This is a genomic window from Pseudocolwellia sp. G5-9 (genome assembly GCF_055808995.1).
Genome location: NZ_CM147893.1, coordinates 3,130,864 through 3,150,107 on the forward strand (window position 1 = coordinate 3,130,864; position 19,244 = coordinate 3,150,107).

At 35.9% G+C, this 19,244-nt stretch carries 20 protein-coding genes; 16 read left to right on the forward strand and 4 right to left on the reverse strand.

Features of this window, described 5'->3' with window-relative positions:
• The first annotated feature begins 209 nt into the window (after window positions 1-209).
• The 4 genes from AC0L5Q_RS13570 to AC0L5Q_RS13585 all read left to right on the forward strand — a co-directional run bounded on the left by AC0L5Q_RS13570 (window position 210) and on the right by AC0L5Q_RS13585 (window position 5,721).
• Window positions 210-2,108, forward strand: coding sequence for a transglycosylase SLT domain-containing protein (locus tag AC0L5Q_RS13570; RefSeq protein ID WP_473609551.1), 1,899 nt, complete (start codon window positions 210-212; stop codon window positions 2,106-2,108).
• A gap of 104 nt (window positions 2,109-2,212) precedes the next feature.
• Window positions 2,213-3,529, forward strand: coding sequence for a Xaa-Pro dipeptidase (gene pepQ, locus AC0L5Q_RS13575; protein WP_473618307.1), 1,317 nt, complete (start codon window positions 2,213-2,215; stop codon window positions 3,527-3,529).
• A 3-nt stretch (window positions 3,530-3,532) separates the two neighbouring features.
• On the forward strand, window positions 3,533-4,165 hold the full coding sequence (locus tag AC0L5Q_RS13580; protein WP_473609555.1) for a YigZ family protein: 633 nt from the start codon (window positions 3,533-3,535) through the stop codon (window positions 4,163-4,165).
• A gap of 74 nt (window positions 4,166-4,239) precedes the next feature.
• Window positions 4,240-5,721 (forward strand): TrkH family potassium uptake protein, encoded by a 1,482-nt coding sequence (locus tag AC0L5Q_RS13585; protein WP_473609559.1) that lies wholly within the window; start codon window positions 4,240-4,242, stop codon window positions 5,719-5,721.
• 41 nt (window positions 5,722-5,762) lie between these two features.
• On the opposite strand, the gene trkA is transcribed toward AC0L5Q_RS13585, so the two are convergent.
• From trkA to def, 4 genes are read right to left on the reverse strand one after another with little or no spacing between them, the layout of a single operon-like run.
• Complete coding sequence (gene trkA / locus AC0L5Q_RS13590; protein WP_473609562.1) at window positions 5,763-7,142, reverse strand: Trk system potassium transporter TrkA; 1,380 nt, start codon at window positions 7,140-7,142, stop codon at window positions 5,763-5,765.
• 1 nt (window position 7,143) lies between these two features.
• Complete coding sequence (gene rsmB, locus AC0L5Q_RS13595; RefSeq protein WP_473609565.1) at window positions 7,144-8,460, reverse strand: 16S rRNA (cytosine(967)-C(5))-methyltransferase RsmB; 1,317 nt, start codon at window positions 8,458-8,460, stop codon at window positions 7,144-7,146.
• Window positions 8,460-9,461, reverse strand: a complete 1,002-nt coding sequence (gene fmt / locus AC0L5Q_RS13600) for a methionyl-tRNA formyltransferase (RefSeq protein WP_473609569.1) — start codon at window positions 9,459-9,461, stop codon at window positions 8,460-8,462. The genes rsmB and fmt overlap by 1 nt, the downstream gene beginning before the upstream one ends.
• Before the next feature lie 20 nt (window positions 9,462-9,481).
• Window positions 9,482-9,994, reverse strand: a complete 513-nt coding sequence (gene def, locus AC0L5Q_RS13605; protein ID WP_473609572.1) for a peptide deformylase — start codon at window positions 9,992-9,994, stop codon at window positions 9,482-9,484.
• A gap of 115 nt (window positions 9,995-10,109) precedes the next feature.
• On the opposite strand from def, the gene AC0L5Q_RS13610 reads away from it, so the two are divergent.
• The 12 genes from AC0L5Q_RS13610 (at window position 10,110) to AC0L5Q_RS13665 (ending at window position 19,242) form a co-directional block, all read left to right on the forward strand.
• Window positions 10,110-11,204: a LysM peptidoglycan-binding domain-containing protein gene (locus AC0L5Q_RS13610; protein ID WP_473609576.1), complete on the forward strand. Its 1,095-nt coding sequence runs from the start codon at window positions 10,110-10,112 to the stop codon at window positions 11,202-11,204.
• A 39-nt stretch (window positions 11,205-11,243) separates the two neighbouring features.
• Window positions 11,244-12,377, forward strand: a complete 1,134-nt coding sequence (dprA, locus tag AC0L5Q_RS13615; protein ID WP_473609580.1) for a DNA-processing protein DprA — start codon at window positions 11,244-11,246, stop codon at window positions 12,375-12,377.
• 53 nt (window positions 12,378-12,430) lie between these two features.
• The gene (locus AC0L5Q_RS13620) at window positions 12,431-12,904 is read left to right on the forward strand and encodes a DUF494 family protein (protein WP_077339628.1); all 474 of its coding nucleotides are present in this window, start codon (window positions 12,431-12,433) and stop codon (window positions 12,902-12,904) included.
• A gap of 93 nt (window positions 12,905-12,997) precedes the next feature.
• Complete coding sequence (locus AC0L5Q_RS13625; RefSeq protein WP_473609587.1) at window positions 12,998-13,561, forward strand: DNA topoisomerase family protein; 564 nt, start codon at window positions 12,998-13,000, stop codon at window positions 13,559-13,561.
• 164 nt (window positions 13,562-13,725) lie between these two features.
• Window positions 13,726-14,208, forward strand: coding sequence for a 5-(carboxyamino)imidazole ribonucleotide mutase (purE, locus tag AC0L5Q_RS13630; protein WP_473609591.1), 483 nt, complete (start codon window positions 13,726-13,728; stop codon window positions 14,206-14,208).
• A 9-nt stretch (window positions 14,209-14,217) separates the two neighbouring features.
• On the forward strand, window positions 14,218-15,357 hold the full coding sequence (locus AC0L5Q_RS13635; protein WP_473609595.1) for a 5-(carboxyamino)imidazole ribonucleotide synthase: 1,140 nt from the start codon (window positions 14,218-14,220) through the stop codon (window positions 15,355-15,357).
• Between the two features lie 73 nt (window positions 15,358-15,430).
• Window positions 15,431-15,976 carry an L-threonylcarbamoyladenylate synthase type 1 TsaC gene (tsaC, locus tag AC0L5Q_RS13640; protein WP_473609598.1) on the forward strand — a complete coding sequence of 182 codons (546 nt, stop codon included), beginning with the start codon at window positions 15,431-15,433 and terminating at the stop codon, window positions 15,974-15,976.
• Window positions 15,973-16,878, forward strand: a complete 906-nt coding sequence (gene hemF, locus AC0L5Q_RS13645; protein ID WP_473609602.1) for an oxygen-dependent coproporphyrinogen oxidase — start codon at window positions 15,973-15,975, stop codon at window positions 16,876-16,878. The genes tsaC and hemF overlap by 4 nt, the downstream gene beginning before the upstream one ends.
• A gap of 28 nt (window positions 16,879-16,906) precedes the next feature.
• Entirely contained in the window at window positions 16,907-17,287 is a 381-nt protein-coding gene (locus AC0L5Q_RS13650; RefSeq protein ID WP_473609606.1) for a diacylglycerol kinase, read from the forward strand.
• A gap of 125 nt (window positions 17,288-17,412) precedes the next feature.
• Window positions 17,413-18,090, forward strand: coding sequence for an OmpW/AlkL family protein (locus tag AC0L5Q_RS13655; RefSeq protein ID WP_473609609.1), 678 nt, complete (start codon window positions 17,413-17,415; stop codon window positions 18,088-18,090).
• Window positions 18,091-18,198: 108 nt separating this feature from the next.
• Window positions 18,199-19,014 carry a shikimate dehydrogenase gene (aroE, locus tag AC0L5Q_RS13660; protein ID WP_473609612.1) on the forward strand — a complete coding sequence of 272 codons (816 nt, stop codon included), beginning with the start codon at window positions 18,199-18,201 and terminating at the stop codon, window positions 19,012-19,014.
• Window positions 19,015-19,242, forward strand: coding sequence for a hypothetical protein (locus AC0L5Q_RS13665; RefSeq protein WP_473609616.1), 228 nt, complete (start codon window positions 19,015-19,017; stop codon window positions 19,240-19,242).
• The last annotated feature ends 2 nt before the right edge of the window (window positions 19,243-19,244 follow it).

Consider the following 19,244-nt stretch of genomic DNA (forward strand, 5'->3'; position numbering starts at 1 on the left):
GGGTATAAAATAGCAAAGATTTACTTTTAAACAGAGAGGTTATAGGGTTAAAGTTTAAAGAATTACGCAATATTTATTTAAGGTAGTGTAAATAAGTCATTTAGTTACAAAAAACTATTAAAAATAATTATTTAACCTTGATTTATAAAGCACCGCATGAATAATCTATAGTTAGTTTATCTATTTACTTTTTTAAGGCTTGGGCCAAGTTGTTTTTAAAAAATATTTTATTCGTTTCCATTCTGTTTTCGAGCTTTTTAGTTAATGCTGTTGAAAATACCGCTTTCCGTAAAATATTTTTAGATGCAGAAAGACAAATATGGTTATCAAAGCCAGATGAATTTAAAAAACTATATCAGCAATTACATTATTACCCATTACAACCTTATCTAGATCAACAGCGCTTGATGCATAAAATTAACATGGCTGATGGTAAAGAGATAACAACGTTTTTAGACAAATATGAAGGAACCCCTTTAGATTGGCCATTAAGAAAAAAATGGTTGGAATATTTAATTGATAATAAGCAAGAAAGTTTATTTTTATATCACTATAAGCCTTCAAGTAGCGCAACACTAAATTGTGCTTATTATCGTTATAGTTTAAAAAAAGGCGTTACTGAGAAAACAATTTTACCTAAAGTCACCGAGCTTTGGACAGTAGGTAAATCGCAACCTAAAATTTGTGATCCTTTATTTAAACAATGGCAGAAAGCAGGATACAGAACAGAAAGTGTTATTTGGCAGCGTATAGGTGAAGCGGCTGATGGTGGTGAACATACACTACTACCATATTTAACCAATTTATTGCCTAGTTCTCAAAGATATTTAGGTAGCTTGTGGCATAAAGTGAGACGAAACCCTGCTTATATTGTTCGTAGTAATGTCTTTAAGAAATTCAATACACGTGAAGCTGAAATTTTTACTTATGGTGTAAAGCGACTTATTTGGCGCGAACCAGAAAAAGCTATTAATATCTTCAATAAGTTAAAAACTAAATTAAAACTAACTAGTGAACAACAAAAAGAGATAACGCAAAGTTTTGCACTATCTTTAGCCAATAAAAATCATCCTAAAGCACAAAAGTGGTTACATAAGGTTGATGAGGCTTTTCTCGATGAAAGTGTAGTGCAGTGGAGAATTGCTGACGTATTGAGAAAACAAAATTGGGAGCTTATTTTAAGAGAGTTAAACAGTTTTCCTAAAGCTTTACATCACACTAAACAATGGCAGTATTGGCATAGTAGAAGCTTGATAGAAACTAATAATAAAGAACAAGGATTAACGGCGTTAAAATTATTAGCTAATACACGCCATTATTATGGTTTTTTAGCGGCTGGCTATTTAAATATTCCTTTTAATTTACAAGATGAACCAATTAAAGCGACTGAGCTTGAAAAAAATACTTTATTACAGAACTCCGCGGCTAAACGTGCTTTTGAATTATTCCATATTGGTAAATATAGTGATGCGAGAAAAGAATGGAATTATTGGTTATCTCAATTAAATGATCGCGATAAATTAATTGCTTCAACAATCTCTTATGATGAAAAATGGTTTGATCGTGCTATTTTTACGTTATCTAAAGTAGGGTACTTAAATGATGTTGATTTAAGGTTTCCGTTGGCCTTTCAAAAAAATATAACCAAATCTGCCAATAAAAATAATATAGACCCCGCATGGGCTTTTGCCATTGCGCGTAGAGAAAGTTCGTTTATGCCCGACGCTAACTCAGGCGTTGGAGCAAAAGGTTTAATGCAAATAATGCTAGGAACAGCTAAACAGTTAGAACGTAAAAGAGTGTCTACTAAGTATCTTCTCAATGCAAAAAACAACATAAAGCTTGGTACTAAATATTTAAAAATACTCTCCGATCAATATAAAGGAAATAATGTATTAGCCACAGCATCATACAATGCAGGCCCACATAGAGTTAAAAAATGGGCAAAAGAAGCGAAAGGGATGCCCATAGATATGTGGATTGAAACCATACCTTTTAAAGAAACGCGTGAATATGTAAAAAGTGTTTTGGCATATCAACAAATTTATCAACATAAAATTGGTAAAAAGGAACCTTTATTTTCTGATCTAATTAAAAATAAAATTTAAGTTAAAATAGCTATTCTTATCGTTGAATAGCTGTAAATATAAATCTAGAGTCTTATTCTAGTGTTACAATATAAGAAATGTTCCACGGAATTGATCAAATGAAAATGAATGAATTACTAAAACACTATCCAGCCCATATAGCTGAACTACAAAAAAGAAGTAAGTGTGCATTGCAAAGAGATAACCTACAGGGATTGGTTATTCATTCAGGACAAGAGATCAAAGTATTTCTAGATGATTACGGTTATCCTTTTAAAGTAAATCCTCATTTTAAAGCATGGTTACCTCTTATCAACTTACCTAATTCATGGCTAATTGTGAATGGAGAAGACAAACCAACTCTTATTTATTACCAACCTATAGATTTTTGGCATAAAGTTGAAGTGCTAGAAGATAGTTATTGGAATGAGCACTTTACGATAAAAATAATCAAGAATGCTACCGACGTTGATAAGTTACTACCTTACGATAAAAAAGGCTATGCCTATATAGGCGCGCATATTGAAGTCGCAAAAGCCTTGGGTTTTGAATCTATTAATCCAGAATCACCATTAAACTATATTCATTATCATCGAGCCTACAAAACAAAATATGAACAAGAATGTATGCGCTGTTCAAATGCTATTGCTGTAAAAGGGCATAAAGCCGCAAAAGCTTTATTTTTAGAGGGCGCCTCTGAGTTTGATATTCAACAAACTTACTTAAAAGTTACAGAGCACACATGTAATGAAACACCTTATGGGAATATTGTCGCACTTAATAAAAACGCGTCTATTTTACACTATACCGCATTAGAAAAAACCGTACCTCAAGCGCATCGCTCTTTTTTGATTGATGCTGGCGCTAGCTTTAATGGTTATGCATCTGATATTACTCGCACCTATTCTTTTAAACGCGATAAATTTGCTGAACTGATAGCACGTATGAATACTTTAATGCTGAATGCTGTAGACGGTCTTAAGCCGGGCGTGAGTTATGTTGATTTACATATTCAAGCTTACAAAGATATCGGTAATGTATTAGCTGAGTTTGGCTTTATTAAGGTAACGGCAGAACAAGCCTTTGAAGCGGGTATTATTTCTACTTTTTTCCCTCATGGGTTAGGCCATCATTTAGGTTTACAAACTCATGACGTGGGTGGTTTTATGGCTGATGAACGAGGTACTCATGTCGCCTCGCCTGATGAACATCCATTTTTAAGAACATCACGAGTGATTGAAGTTAATCAAGTGTTTACTATTGAGCCGGGACTTTATTTTATTGATTCGTTATTAAGTGATTTAAAAGCGTCTAAACATTCATCAATGGTTAACTGGAGTGCAGTTGAAGAAATGAAAGTGTATGGCGGTATTCGAATTGAAGATAATATTATTGTGCACCAACTTCATAACGAAAACATGACTAGGGACTTAGAACTGTAGCTTGTGTCCAAATCCTATTTAGTTGCTAATAATAATGTTATTGAAGAAATTATAGTTAACCGTAGTCGGTTTATTTGTTATTTAACACCATGTTCATCGATTGACACGGTAAAAATTTTTTTGAAAGAGCTTCAGCAACAGCATCCGCAAGCATCTCATCATTGTTATGCCTATTTGTCTGGAAGGGCTGATAGTAGTCAATATTATGGTTTTTCAGATGATGGAGAACCTTCTGGCACCGCAGGAAGACCTATGTTATCAGTGTTGCAAGGACATGGTGTAGGTGAAGTTTGCGCGGTTGTTGTGCGTTATTTTGGTGGAACTAAATTAGGAACCGGTGGTTTGCAAAGGGCTTACGGTGCCAGCGTTCGCCAAGCGTTAACCTTGTTAACGAGTAAAACTAAAATACCTATGGTTTCTAGAACGCTAGCGTGTCAATATACCCAAATAAACGACGTACTACATGTTATTGAAAAATCAGAGGGTATTGTTGTTGAGCAAGAGTATTTAGAGCATATTAAGTTATTAGTGAAATTACCTGAAGACAATCTTGAAATAACTGAACAACAAATACAAATTATTTCATCAGGTGCTATTACTTTATGTGAAGTGGATAAAGCTGAAGAGAATAAATAATACCTGAATCGGATTTGTGTAGAGTCAGTTAATAAAACTTATCAATAAAACATTAAGAATAACGACAACAAAACGTGCAATACAAAAATATAATTCGAATTTTAGGTCTACTTGTTACCATACTTAGTGTGACCATGTTGCCTCCGGCACTTATCTCTTTGTTATATAGAGATGGTGGCGGTTTATCTTTTTTAATGTCTTTTATTTTTTGTTTAGTTATTGGCATTATTTCTTGGTATCCCAATAGAGGATATAAAGGAGATTTAAGACCCAGAGAAGGATTCTTAATTGTTGTACTTTTTTGGACTGTTCTAGCCAGCTTCTCTGCCATTCCTTTATTATTACTTGAAACTCCTAATTTATCTTTTGCTGATGCCTTTTTTGAGTCTTTTTCTGGGCTAACTACCACAGGAGCCACTATTTTAACGAAAATAGATGGTTTACCACATGCTGTGTTGTGGTATCGCCAGCAATTACAGTGGTTAGGTGGTATGGGGATTATTGTGTTAGCCGTAGCTGTTCTTCCTATGCTTGGCGTTGGTGGTATGCAGCTTTATAGAGCTGAAACTCCGGGGCCTGTAAAAGACTCTAAAATGACACCGCGAATAGCTGATACGGCTAAACACCTATGGTATATATATCTTTCTTTAACCATACTATGTGCGCTAAGTTACTGGTTGGCGGGTATGTCTACCTTTGATGCAATATGTCACGCATTTTCTACTATTGCTATTGGTGGGTTTTCAACACACGATGCAAGTATGGGAGCTTTTGGTAGTCCGCTAATTAACTTTATTTGTGTATTCTTCTTATTGGTTGCGGGCGTTAATTTTGCGCTTCATTTTGCGGTATTGCATAGTAAATCGCTGCGAAATTATTTTTATGATCCTGAATTTAAAGTGTTTATTGGAATTCAGTTTGTACTTGTTGCTATCTGTTTTGTGGTGTTATTAGCTCATAATACTTACAACAATGAATGGCAGGCGTTAGATCAAGCGTTATTCCATGCCGTTTCAATGAGTACTACCGCAGGTTTTGCTACCTCAGTACCGATTGTTGATGGCGTTACTCCTGTTTCATTTGCTAGTTGGCCTACTTTATTGCCTTTACTGCTTATATTTTCAAGCTTCATTGGTGGTTGTGCGGGTAGTACTGGTGGTGGAATGAAAGTTGTTCGTATACTTTTATTATACTTACAAGGTTTTAGAGAGCTTAATAAATTGGTTCATCCTAAGGCTATTTTTACCATTAAATTAGGTAAAAAAGCATTGCCTGATAAAGTGGTTCAAGCTATTTGGGGATTCTTTTCAGCATATACGGCTGTATTTGTTGTATGTATGTTGTTATTGCTGGCGTCGGGAGTTGATAATATTACCGCGTTCACAGCCGTTGCGGCTTGTTTAAATAATTTAGGTCCCGGTTTAGGAGAAGTAGCAACTAACTTTTCAAGTTTAGGTGATTTTAGTAAATGGGTATTGATTGTGGCTATGTTATTTGGGCGACTTGAAATATTTACTTTGCTTGTTTTATTCACGCCAGCTTTCTGGCGATCTTAATATCAACTCAACACGTTATTGATTGGCGTTATTTTTAAATTTTAGTAAAAACTTAGCGCATCAAGTTGAAATAATGCTTCTACTTCAGATATATAGCGTTTGTTCACTAAAAATATAATAACTTGGTCGTTAGACAAAATTTTAGTTTTCGAATGAGCAATAATCACTTCGTTTCCTCTCACTATCGCTCCTATATTTACACCTGGCGGAAGTTTTAAAGTTTTAACCGTACGGCCAACCACCTTAGATGATTTTTCATCCCCTTGAGCCGATATTTCTATTGCCTCAGCAGAGCCCCCTCGTAAACTATATACATTAGCAATATTACCACGGCGTACATGAGTTAATAACGCTGAAATAGTAGCGTGTTGGGGCGATATGGCAATATCTATATTACTACCATGAAGTAAATCAACATACGCTTCACGTTGAATAAGTACCATAGCTTTTCTAACGCCTAAACGCTTAGCTAATAATGAAGACATGATATTAGCTTCATCATCATTAGTTACTGCGATAAATACATCAAAATGATCTATGTGTTCTTCTAATAAGAGCTCTTGATCGGAAGAGTCGCCGGTAAATACAAGAGTATCATTTAATTCTGACGCTAAATATTCGGCACGTTCAGGAGAACGCTCAATCAATTTTACTTGATGGTTTTTTTCTAATATACGCGCTAAACCAGAACCTATGTTACCACCACCAGCAATCATAATACGTTTATAGGCGGGTTCTAATTTTTGAAGTTCGTTCATTACTGCACGAATATGAATACTTGCTGCGATAAAGAATACTTCATCGTCGGCTTCAATGATTGTGGTGCCTAATGGTCTTATGGGTTTGCCGTTTCGGTAAATAGCAGCAACACGAGTATCAACATTAGGAATGTGTTCTTTAATGGTAGAAAGGGCATGGCCTACTAATAATCCACCATAATAAGCTCTAACAGCAACTAAACTGACTTTTCCATCAGCAAACTCTAATACTTGTAAAGCACCAGGGTAATCAATTAAACGTGCTATATCACGTGTTACAAGTTGTTCTGGTGCAATAATATGATCAACAGGAATGTTTTCGTTTTGAAATAGTTGATCTTGATATTTAAGAATTTTAGAAGAGCGAATACGAGCAATTTTGGTACTGGTTCTAAATAATGAATAACAAATTTGGCAAGCAATCATATTAATTGCGTCATCACTTGTTACTGCAATAACTAAATCAGCGTCTTCGATACCTGCTTTAATTAAAACATCGGGATGAGAACCTTGTCCTTGAACCACTTGCAGATCCATTTTGTCTTGTAGTTCGAGTAAGGTTTCATTGTTGATATCAATAAGGGTAATTTCGTTTTCTTCTCTAACTAAGTTTTCAGCTAGTGTTCCACCTACTTGCCCCGCGCCAATAATAACTATTTTCATTTTATTGTTCTTTTTTGACTAATTTAGCGTAGTAAAAACCATCCATCGAATGCTCATTAGGCAATATTTGCCAACCAACATCAGCATCATTATCTGTAATTGAAATATGTTCTACGTCATTATTATTTTCAATAAAACGTTGAACTTGTAGGTTATTCTCTTCAGGTAAAATACTACAAGTTGCATACAGCAAAGTACCACCTGGTTTAAGTAATGACCATATGTTTTTTAGAATTTGTGCCTGTAGTTCTGTGAGTTTTTCAATGTCGTTAGCTTTGCGTAACCATTTTATATCAGGGTGTCTTCGAATAACGCCTGTACCTGAACATGGCGCATCAAGTAATATTTTGTCGTAAAGGTTGCCATCCCACCAATCTTTGCTGGCGGCATCACCCGTAATAACTTGAGCTTTAAGTTGTAAACGCGCTAAGTTTTCATTAACTCGCACAAGACGGCTTTCATCAATATCAATAGCTGTCATATTTGCTAGGTTAGGTACTCGTTCTAGCATATGACAGGTTTTTCCACCGGGAGCCGCACAGCAATCAAGCACGTTGTCAGTTTCTTTGCAATCAAGCAGTATTGCTGCTTGTTGTGCTGCGCCATCTTGTATAGATACGTGACCTTGCGCAAATCCGGGGAGTTTTTCTACACCTACTGCGTGGCTAAGTTTAATGGCTTGGCTTTTTGGATCTACGTATTCAAAGGCAATATCTGTGTTATTGAGTTGTTCAAGGTAGCTTTCTGTAGAGTTATACTGCTGATTTACTCTAAGCCACATAGGTGGTCGTTCTTGGTTAGCGATTAAAATACTTTGCCATTGATCAGGGTAGGCAGCTTGAATTTTTTTAATAAACCAACCGGGGTGATTATATTTAATAGGATCTGGTAATTCAGCTTGGGTTGTATTGGTTAATTGCTTTTCGACTTTTCGTTGATAATTACGTAAAACACCGTTAACTAGGCCACCTAAATGCCTATTTTTTAGGGCGTTTGCGGCTTCTACTGTTTCACTAACCGCCGCGTGGTCTGGAATGCGCATGTATTTTAATTGATAAATTCCTACCAACATCAAAAAATGAAAAACACGTTGTTTTCCTTTTAATGGTTTCTCTATTAATTGTTGAACTTCGTTTTCTAATTCAGGTAAATAGCGTAAAACACCGTAGCAAATTTCTTGAAGAAGACCTTTATCTTTAAGCTCAATTTTAGCGACTTGTTTAGGGAGTTCGTCACCTAAACTTCTGCCTTGATCTATTACAGCGTAAGTACATTTAGCGGCAAGCGCTCTAATGTTAGCCGCTTTATTATTAGCCATTATTGTGCTCCTTGATTTGTAGAGGCTATACCTATAATAGGTTGACCTACAGCAAACCAATCTGCTCTTGCATTAATAATATCGCTAACGGGTAGGGCTTTCTTTCCAGGGATTTGAAGCACTTCTAATTGAAGGGCTTGTTTGATATTGCCTGTAGCTACTAAAATACCTTTTTTATCAGCAGATATAATGGTGCCAGCTGCTGCATTTGACTGTGTTTCAATAATACTTGCTTGCCAAATACGAATACGATGTTCTTTCTTTGATTCGCTTTCAATATAAGTAAATTGTGCAACAGGCCATGGAATATAAGCTCTAATTTTTCGATGTAATGCTAAAGCACTTTCATTCCAGTTTAACTCAGCTTCGGCTTTGTCTAATTTAGCTGCATACGTTGATAACTCGTGATTTTGTGGCTCACGCGTATAAGAAGATGTGCTCATGAGCGTTAATGCATCGGTTAATGCTTTAGGACCTGCTATCGCTAATTTTTCATATAAACTTGCGCTAGTATCTTCTGTGGTAATTTCACAAGTTGCTGTAGAAATCATATCACCTGTATCAAGACCTTTATCCATTTGCATAATAGTGACACCAGTTATACTGTCGCCAGCTTCAAGTGATCTTTGAATAGGAGCTGCTCCACGCCATTTAGGTAAAATTGAACCATGCACATTAATGCACCCTAAACGTGGTGCTTCTAATATAACTTCAGGGAGGAGGAGTCCGTAAGCAACAACAACCATAATGTCAGCGTTATAAGTAGCTAAATGTTGTTGATCTACAGTGTCTTTAAAGTTTATCGGTTGTTCTACCGGTAGGTTATGCTCTAAGGCTAAAAGTTTGGTAGCACATGCCATCATTTTTTTGCCGCGACCTGCTGGTTTGTCAGGAGGACAATAAACAGCAACCACATTGTGTTCTGAATTGATAAGTGCTTTTAAATGTTGTGCAGCAAAATCAGGCGTACCTGCAAATATGATATTAAGTGCTTTAGACAATTGATTTCCTAAATATAATGTTAGCCTGCGTTATTTAAACGCGCTTCTTTTTCAAGTTTCTTTTTTATACGCTGGCGTTTAAGTGGAGAAAGATAATCCACAAATAATACGCCTTTTAAGTGATCAAGTTCATGCTGAATACAAATAGCTAATAACTCTTCGCCGTCTAAGGTAAATTCTTTACCATTAACATCAAGCGCTTTTACTGTTACTTTTGTGTGTCTATCAACTTTTGCATAATGACCCGGTACCGATAAACAGCCTTCTTCATTAATTAAAGTCTCTTCACTTTTCGCAATAATTTCAGGATTTATGAAGACAAGTGGGTTTTCTTTATTTTCAGAAACATCCATTACAACGATCTGTTGGTGTATATCAACTTGAGTTGCTGCTAGACCAACACCATTCTCCTCATACATGGTTTCAAACATATCATCAACAATGCTTTTAATATTGTCGTTAACTTCAGTAACTTGTGTTGCTTTTGTTCTTAGTCTCTCGTCTGGAAAGCGTAAAACAGATAAAATAGCCATAATTTTCCAAAAGGGTTCGCGAAAGTTCGCATAGAATGTTATGTTTCAATTTTAACTACTAATTTTAATTAATAATAGTGGTTTAGGATAAATGCTTAAGAATAGGAAGACTAGCATGCGAAAAAAAGTCTTATTAATAATAATTAGCTTATTTTTACCTATGAGCTTATTAGCGGATGAATTAACATTAAATAAGAATGCCCCTAAATCTTATACCGTTGTAAAAGGTGATACGCTTTGGGATATTTCTGGTGTTTTTTTAAAACAGCCGTGGTTATGGCCTAAGTTATGGAGAATTAATCCAGACATTAGCAATCCACATCTTATCTATCCGGGTGATGTGTTACGTCTAGTTTATGATAAAGACGGGAACCCAATGTTAGTGAGAGGTGCTGCTGGTAAACCTCAATACAAGTGGTCCCCTAAAGTAAGAACTACGTTGAAAGACCATTCTCCTGTAAATACTATACCTTTAAATGTTATAGCACCTTACATTAAATACGATACTCTTTTTTCAGAAGAAGAATATGAAAAACTTCCTTATGTACTAGGGAGTAATGAAGGTTTTAAATCAACGGTTGAAGGTTTTAAAGTTTATATTAATGGTGATTTAGACGTAGGCCAAAGCTACGCGATTTATCAGAAGGGTGACGAAGTTTTTGATCCTGAAACAAATGAGAGCTTAGGTTATTACGCTAGGTTAGTTGGTACAGCCAAGGCTATTCGAGCAGGTGATATAAGTAAGAAAGAACCTTCAACTCTTTATGTTGACAGCGCTAAACGCGAAATTCATTCAGGAGATTTTGTTGCTCCAATTAATGAAGGTCAAATGTTACCGTCGTTCTTTACTATGCAAGCGGCTAAAACAACATTAACAGGTTCAATTGTTAAAGCGTCATCTGAAGCACGTGAATTTGGTAAACTTGAAGTTGTTATGATTAACAGAGGTCGACGAGATGAGGTTCAATTAGGTGATGTGTTATCTGTTAGAAGACAAAGCCCTGCAGTAATTGAAACAGCTAACGGCCCAGCATATAAAAAAGACAGTTCGCGATGGAATTTATTATCATCAGCAGAAGATGAATATAATATGCCCGTTGAACCTGTAGGTAATATGATGGTGTTTAAGGTTTACGATAAGGTGAGTATGGCTTTAATTTTACGAACGTCTAAACCGTTAAGATTGTCAGACATGGTAACCGCGCCATAAAAAAATAATGAAAACAGCCTGATCTTAAGGAGAAGATGTATGGCTACATCAGTTATAAAAAAATCCAATGCGCATTATTGGCTAGCATTAAAATTTATACCTCGGCTAGCCATTCATAAAAAGCTTCGTTTAGTTCAAGAAATTGGACTAATGAAGCTTTTTTCATCTATTCCATTAGTCACTTCTTTTAATTTAACAGAAAAACAGCTAACCGCTATTTCGCATCCTGATTGGGATAAAATTAATAAAGTTATAACTGATAGTGAGTTATGCGGTAGTGATATTGTTTGTTTTAATGACGATGAATATCCCGAAAGACTAAAGCAGATATATGACCCACCATTAGTATTATTTACCCAAGGTAATAAACAGCTTTTGTTAGAGCCGCAAATTGCTATTGTAGGTAGTAGAGGGGCAACTCCTTTTGGGCGAGAAAATGCCTTTGTTTTTGCTGGCGGCTTAGTTCAACAGGGAATAGTTGTTACTAGTGGCTTGGCATTAGGAATAGATGCAGAGGCACATAAAGGCGCACTTTTTAATCATGGTAAAACAATAGCCGTAGTTGCTACTGGTTTGGATCGTGTTTATCCAAGCCGACATAAAAAATTAGCTCACGATATTGTAAATAACGATGGTCTTATTGTTAGTGAGTTTGTTCCCGGCACAGTACCTAAAGCAGGTTTTTTTCCTAAAAGAAATCGTATTATAAGTGGCATGAGTTATGGTGTTTTAGTGGTGGAAGCTACCATTAAAAGTGGCTCGTTAATTACCGCGCGATGTGCAGTTGAACAAAACCGAGAAGTCTTCGCTATCCCCAGTTCAATAAAAAATCCACAAGGCAAAGGATGCCATTGGTTAATTAAACAAGGAGCAAAATTAGTTGAAGAATGTAATGATATTATTGAAGATCTTAATATTCCTTTAAAAATTGGTCTACACTTAAATTCAAAGAGTGATCCAGAAGAGCTTCAATCGCATTCACAAGAGAAAAAAAATCATCAAGAGGGCTTGTTTAACGATTCATTGTTAGATAATGTGGGATATGAAATTACTCCTATTGATGCCGTAGTCTCTAGGAGTAAGCTACCCATAGATGTAGTATTAACACAGTTAACAATATTAGAGCTGAAAGGTTTAGTGTCAGCAGTTCCAGGGGGTTACCTGAGAACTTAATAAGTAAAGTTTATCGTTCGTTTGTTATATAAGTGTTTATTAAGGGGCTAGTTATGTTTGATATCTTAATGTATTTATTTGAAAATTATATTCATAGTGAAGCCGAAGTAATGGTTGACCATGATGTTTTAACTGATGAATTAACGCGAGCTGGTTTTCATCAAGATGAAATATATAAAGCGCTTACTTGGTTAGAAAAACTTGCTGCTCTTCAAGACAGCGATGCCTATCCCTATTTAACACGTATTGCGAGTAAATCTACACGTGTTTACACATGTGAAGAAATGCAATTATTAGATGTTGAGTCTCGTGGATTCTTAATGTTTCTTGAGCAAGTTAATGTATTAGACTTTACTACGCGTGAAATGGTTATTGACCGTGTTATGGAGTTAGATACTCAGTTCTTCTCAATTGACGATCTTAAATGGGTGGTTTTAATGGTGCTTTTTAATGTGCCAGGTAAGGAAACTGCATACTCACAAATGGAAGACCTTATATTTGATGAGCAAGAAGGGCCACTTCATTAGCCATCTTTGGTTAGTTAATCACCTCAACTTTATGGCATAATGCGCAACTTGAACTAAAACTATGACTTAGTTCGTATGAAACAGGTGCGTTTTATGTCTAAATCCGATGATTCAATTTTTAAACATCATGAACATGCGTTAGAAAAAGCGTATGAAACTTGCCCTACTTGTGGGGCTGAGTTATCAATTAAACATGGTAAGTCTGGCTCTTTTTTGGGATGTAATAATTATCCTAATTGTGAATATACACGTCCCGTTGTTGAACACGAAAAAGTAGAAGATACCTTATTAGCAGGAACTCATTGCCCACTATGTGATAGCACGTTAGCTGTTAAGCAAGGCCGCTATGGTATGTTTATTGGTTGTACTAATTTCCCCGAATGCGAGCATATCGAAGATACCAATCAAAATGACGATATAGATGTACATTGTCCGAATTGTGCCAAAGGTAAATTATTCGAAAAAACAAATCGTTACGGAAAAACCTTTTATTCGTGTGATCAGTATCCATCATGTAAATACGTTATAAACTATCAACCTATTAATGAATCATGTCCTGAATGTCATTGGGCAATTTTAGTTTCCCGTAAAATGGCAAGTGGCAACATCGTTATGTGCCCGCAAAAGAAGTGTAGTTTTAAACGAAAGGTTATATAACGTACCTAATCTGTTATTAATACCAAGTTTAACTATCAAAGCATAAATATTGATAGCGACTTGAGTTTTTATCTATTTCGAACAAGGTTATAATGTTCGACTGTTAACGTCTCGATACGAGACATTTTAAAATTTAACTTAATATAATTTAAAGGCGTTTGATCATGAAAGTAGGTATTATCATGGGTTCTAAGTCGGATTGGCCGACAATGAAACATGCAGCAGATATGCTAGATCTTCTTAATGTTCCATATGAAACTAAAGTGGTATCAGCTCACAGAACCCCTCACTTACTTGCTGAATATGCAGAAGGTGCTAAAGACCGAGGCATTAAAGTGATTGTTGCTGGCGCCGGTGGTGCTGCTCATTTACCGGGTATGGCTGCAGCGTTCACAAGCTTGCCTGTTTTAGGTGTTCCTGTGCAATCAAAAGCTTTGAGTGGTCAAGATTCTTTATTATCTATCGTACAAATGCCTAAAGGTATTGCGGTAGGGACTTTAGCTATTGGTAATGCTGGCGCCGCAAACGCAGGTTTATTAGCTGCGCAAATTATCGGTACTCATGACGAAACCGTAATGGCAGCGATTGAAAAGTTTAGAAAAGAACAAACCCAAAATATTCTTGATAACCCAAACCCTGCGGAATAAATTATTTAAATGAATGTTTTAGTATTAGGCGCAGGCCAGTTAGCCAGAATGATGGCATTAGCAAGTAAACCTCTAAATATTAATGTTAGGGCTTACGATGTTGGTAGCGAACGCGTTGTTGACCCTTTATCACTGAGTGTAGATTATGGTGATTTAGCCCAAGGAATTTTAGATGCTGATGCAATTACCGCTGAGTTTGAACATATCGCTCATGATGTACTTGCCGCTTGTGAACAATCAGGAAAATTATTTCCTAGTAGCCAAGCTATTAAAACCGGTGGTGATAGAAGATTAGAAAAAACCTTACTTGCACAAGCTGGCGTTGCTAATGCTAAGCATAAAATTATAGCGAATAAGTTTGAATTTGATGAAGCCATAGAGTCGCTAACTTTACCGCTTATTATGAAAAGTGCGCTAGCAGGATACGATGGTAAAGGGCAATGGCGCTTAAAAGATAAATCTGAAGCGGAAGATATTTGGCAAGATATTCAATCATTTATTGAAGGTGATACCAGCGGTCAGCCGCAAGCGATTGTTGTTGAGCAAATGGTGCCTTTTAGCCGCGAAGTTTCTATGGTGGGTATTCGTAGTAAAACAGGACAAACCTTAGCGTATCCTCTTACTGAAAATCATCATAGTAAAGGTGTATTAAGTGTTTCGTTAGCCATTAATGAGCATCAACATTTACAAGCTCAAGCAACTGAAGCCTTTGATAAAATAGCCAAAGCATTAGACTATGTAGGCGTGCTTGCTATAGAATTCTTTCAAGTGGGAGATTCTTTATTGGTGAATGAAATTGCCCCACGTGTACATAACTCCGGACACTGGACCCAACAAGGTGCAGATACTTGTCAGTTTGAAAACCATATAAGAGCTGTTTGCCAATTACCTTTAGGTTCTACCGAATTAGTTAGACCTACAGCTATGATAAATATACTCGGTACTGATAGCGTGCCACATAGTATTCTTGAAATACCCAGTGTAACACTTCATTGGTACGGTAAAGGTAAAAGGGCGGGTCGAAAAATGGGACACATTAATGTGTGTGGTTCAACTCGAACTGAATTAATTAGTCGGTTAACTCAATTATCAACAATGTTGCCAGACTCCGACTTTCCCGATGTAAGCGAATACGTGAATTCACTTTAATATAACCTATTCTTCTAGTAGGAAGTTATTGTGATAAGTCTCGTTTAAATTATTGATAATAAAATACGGTCTAATGTTTACAGCAATTGAAATTTTTCAACAAGGTGGCGTTATTGCTTATCCAACTGAAGCCGTATTTGGTCTTGGTTGTGATCCTGATAATCAAACGGCAGTTGAAAAATTATTACAAATCAAAAATAGAGATAAAGCCAAAGGTCTTATTTTACTTGCGGGTAGCTTTGAACAATTAACGCCATATATTGATCTTTCTAAGCTGACTAATACACAAATTGACTTAATATTAAGTCGTTGGCCAAACGGTGTTACTCAAGTATTACCTGCTCAAGCTAATATTTCTTCATACTTAACAGGCTGTTTTTCTACTATTGCCGTGAGAGTTACCGATCAGCCAGATGTTGTTTCATTGTGTTCACAAACCAAAAAACCTATCGTTTCAACAAGTGCTAATTTATCAGGGCTAGAGCCAGCCAGAACATGGCAAACATTAGATCCCACATTAACTCAGATGATTGATTACCTAATAAAAGGTGAAACATTAGGCTATATGCAACCATCAAAAATTATGGATGGTTTAACTGGAGAGGTTTTTCGCACATGAGTGCTGTAAATATAGAAACGGTTGTTGAATTTTTAAAAGGTTTACAAGACCAAATTTGTGCTGCGATAGAACAGGCCGACGGCCAAGCTAAATTCGTTGAAGATAATTGGGTTCGCCCTGAAGGTGGCGGCGGACGTACACGTGTTCTAACTAACGGAGACGTTGTTGAGCAAGGAGGAGTTAATTTCTCATTAGTGTCAGGCGATAAACTTCCACCATCAGCAAGTGCCCATCGACCTGAACTAGCAGGAAGAACCTGGAAAGCTTGTGGCGTATCTTTAGTCATACATCCTAAAAACCCTTATATTCCTACATCACATGCTAATGTACGCTTTTTTATTGCAGAAAAAGAAGGTGAAGAACCCGTATGGTGGTTTGGTGGTGGATTTGATTTAACCCCATTTTATCCATTTGAAGAAGATATTATTCATTGGCATCAAACAGCTAAAACACTTTGTCAGCCTTTTGGTGATTCTGTTTATCAAAAAAATAAAGAATGGTGCGATAATTACTTTTACTTAAAACACCGTGATGAAACCCGAGGCGTTGGAGGTTTATTTTTTGATGATTTAAATCAGTGGGATTTTGAAACGTGTTTAGATTATATAAAAGCGGTAGGAGCAGGATTCATCGATGCTTATATACCTATAGTAGAAAAACGCAAAAATACAGAATATGGTGAGCGCCAACGTCAATTTCAATTATATCGCCGTGGTCGTTATGTAGAATTTAATTTAGTTTTTGATCGCGGAACTCTCTTTGGCTTGCAGTCTGGCGGTAGAACTGAATCTATTTTAATGTCGATGCCGCCGTTGGCGAGATGGGAATACAACTTTCAAGCTGACGAAAATTCCGAAGAACATAATCTAAATAAATACTTAGTTCCTAGAAATTGGGTATAACTATAATAAATGCAAATAGAGCGTTTTCATGCCAGACAAAAATACATTAGGTCATATTGAAAGAATTTTACCTGCAATTAAAAATAGTATTGCGGGTTTACTCTCAGCCTATAAAAATGAAATCGCTTTTAGACAAGAAGTTTTCTTATTTCTAATATTATCGCCAATCGCTTGGTTGATCAGTGCAAGTTTTGTTGAACTCTTTTTATTAGTATTTTCTCTTATTTTTATTATGGTCACTGAACTTCTAAATTCTGCAATAGAAGCCGTTGTGGATAGGGTTGGTTTAGAACATCACGAGCTCAGCGGTCGTGCAAAAGACATTGCTTCTGCTGCAGTGTTTGTTGCCATATTATTTTTCCTGATGGTTTGGGGTTATAAAATTCATCAGTATATTGTACTAAGTTGATTTAGATCAGAATTTAATTCTTTAATCGGATACTTTAGTGTTATCAATAGAATAAGTTGAGCTAAATCAAAATTCTATTTAACTATTCTCTTTAAAATTACTTTATTAATTTAAAGGGAATCACCATGAAAAAAAATATCTTAACGCTTACGCTTCTTACCATACTTTCCTCATCTACATATGCTGCCGATTATCAATCAGGTGATATAGTTATCAGGGGCGGTATTACAAATGTAAATCCGAGCAGTGATCATACATCTATTTTACTTAACAATACTGATTCAACAATGACCTTAACGGTTGATGATAATTCGCAGTTAGGTTTGAATTTTTTATATTTCTATAATGCTAATATAGCCGTTGAAGTGTTAGCTGCAACACCTTTTACGCATGATGTAACTATTCATGATAAAAACGCTGTACTTAATGTTGATGGAGCAAAGTTAGGTGAAGTTACACAATTACCACCGACCATTAGCGTACTTTATTATATTGAAAACCAATCAGCTTTTAAGCCTTATGTTGGCCTGGGAGTTAACTACACCATATTTTTTGACGAACAATTTGAAGATGCACCAAAAAGTTTAGGTTTAAGTAATTTAGAATTAGAGGGATCTTTTGGGTTGTCATACCAATTAGGTGTTGATTACTTAATTAATGATAACTTCCATATTAATGCTTCTGCTCGTTATATTGATATATCTACCGATGCGACTTTTGACGTAGGTGGCCAGAGTATAGGTAAGGCAACAATAGATGTGGATCCTATGGTTTATTCAATAATGCTAGGGTATAAATTTTAACTACACACTTTTAATAAAGCAATTTCATCTAAAAAAGCATCGATAAGTCGATGCTTTTTTATTGGATCTGATTTAAGCTAAAAAAAATAGCATTAAATAGAATCTACTATGGATCACTATCTCGTTTACGGTAACCCAATAAAACAATCTAAATCTCCATTTATACATACAGCCTTTGCAAAAGAAACAAATCAGAACATTGAATATAAAAGTCAGCTAGCAGAATTAGGCGAGTTTGAGAAAACGGTTAAGCTTTTTATTAAAGAAGGAGGTAAGGGGGCCAATGTGACTGCTCCTTTTAAAGAAGAAGCCATGGCAATGTGTGATGAATTATCTGAACACGCTAAATTCTCAGGGGCAGTAAACACCTTAACCTTTAAAATTGGGAAAATTTATGGTGATACTACCGATGGTGTTGGTTTAGTAAATGATCTGTTATCTCATAACGTTCAGTTAGAAAATAGTCGAATTTTACTCTTAGGGGCTGGTGGCGCTTCAAAAGGCGTTGTTTTACCTTTATTGAATCAAAAACCTAAACATTTAACTATTGCTAATAGAACCGTGTCGAAAGCAGATGCAATAGTACAACAATATACAAACCAACCTATAACAGCTATGTCGTTTGAAGAAGCTAATAAACAAAAATTTGATCTTATTATTAATGCAACATCGGCAGGGCTGTCAGGAAATAGTGTACCTATTTCGGAAAGTCTCATAAGCACTAATACGGTTTGTTACGATATGACCTACGGTAAAAACCTAACACCTTTTTTGCAAATGGCGACTAAGCAGAATGCTAAACAGATAATTGATGGTTTAGGTATGTTAGTAGGGCAAGCTGCTGAGAGTTTTTATCTTTGGCGTGGTGTTCGCCCAGAAACTAGCAAGGTATTAAACGAATTACGCAAAGAGTTAAATCAATAAATGAATCAAGCTATTATAATTAATGACGATTATGAATTTAATCACAACAAACAACATTGGCAATGTACAGCCATGTTGTCTGGAGAAAAAGTCGTTATTATAATTAATAGCCGTGTTTCATCTAATGAGCTGACACAAGCTATTAAATTTGATTGGGAATATGAAATAGAGGAATGGCTCGAAGAAAACGAGCCAAATAATAATACAGTAGAAATTACGATTAAATAATA

Bases quoted from the DNA above. Each gene is read 5' to 3' on its own strand.
- def (WP_473609572.1), bottom strand. From the start codon at position 9,994: ATGGCTATTTTATCTGTTTTACGCTTTCCAGACGAGAGACTAAGAACA.
- tsaC (WP_473609598.1), top strand. From the start codon at position 15,431: ATGTTTACAGCAATTGAAATTTTTCAACAAGGTGGCGTTATTGCTTAT.
- AC0L5Q_RS13625 (WP_473609587.1), top strand. From the start codon at position 12,998: ATGTCTAAATCCGATGATTCAATTTTTAAACATCATGAACATGCGTTA.
- AC0L5Q_RS13620 (WP_077339628.1), top strand. From the start codon at position 12,431: ATGTTTGATATCTTAATGTATTTATTTGAAAATTATATTCATAGTGAA.
- AC0L5Q_RS13665 (WP_473609616.1), top strand. From the start codon at position 19,015: ATGAATCAAGCTATTATAATTAATGACGATTATGAATTTAATCACAAC.
- dprA (WP_473609580.1), top strand. From the start codon at position 11,244: ATGGCTACATCAGTTATAAAAAAATCCAATGCGCATTATTGGCTAGCA.
- pepQ (WP_473618307.1), top strand. From the start codon at position 2,213: ATGAATGAATTACTAAAACACTATCCAGCCCATATAGCTGAACTACAA.
- hemF (WP_473609602.1), top strand. From the start codon at position 15,973: ATGAGTGCTGTAAATATAGAAACGGTTGTTGAATTTTTAAAAGGTTTA.
- AC0L5Q_RS13650 (WP_473609606.1), top strand. From the start codon at position 16,907: ATGCCAGACAAAAATACATTAGGTCATATTGAAAGAATTTTACCTGCA.
- rsmB (WP_473609565.1), bottom strand. From the start codon at position 8,460: ATGGCTAATAATAAAGCGGCTAACATTAGAGCGCTTGCCGCTAAATGT.
- AC0L5Q_RS13635 (WP_473609595.1), top strand. From the start codon at position 14,218: ATGAATGTTTTAGTATTAGGCGCAGGCCAGTTAGCCAGAATGATGGCA.
- AC0L5Q_RS13655 (WP_473609609.1), top strand. From the start codon at position 17,413: ATGAAAAAAAATATCTTAACGCTTACGCTTCTTACCATACTTTCCTCA.
- purE (WP_473609591.1), top strand. From the start codon at position 13,726: ATGAAAGTAGGTATTATCATGGGTTCTAAGTCGGATTGGCCGACAATG.
- AC0L5Q_RS13610 (WP_473609576.1), top strand. From the start codon at position 10,110: ATGCGAAAAAAAGTCTTATTAATAATAATTAGCTTATTTTTACCTATG.
- aroE (WP_473609612.1), top strand. From the start codon at position 18,199: ATGGATCACTATCTCGTTTACGGTAACCCAATAAAACAATCTAAATCT.
- trkA (WP_473609562.1), bottom strand. From the start codon at position 7,142: ATGAAAATAGTTATTATTGGCGCGGGGCAAGTAGGTGGAACACTAGCT.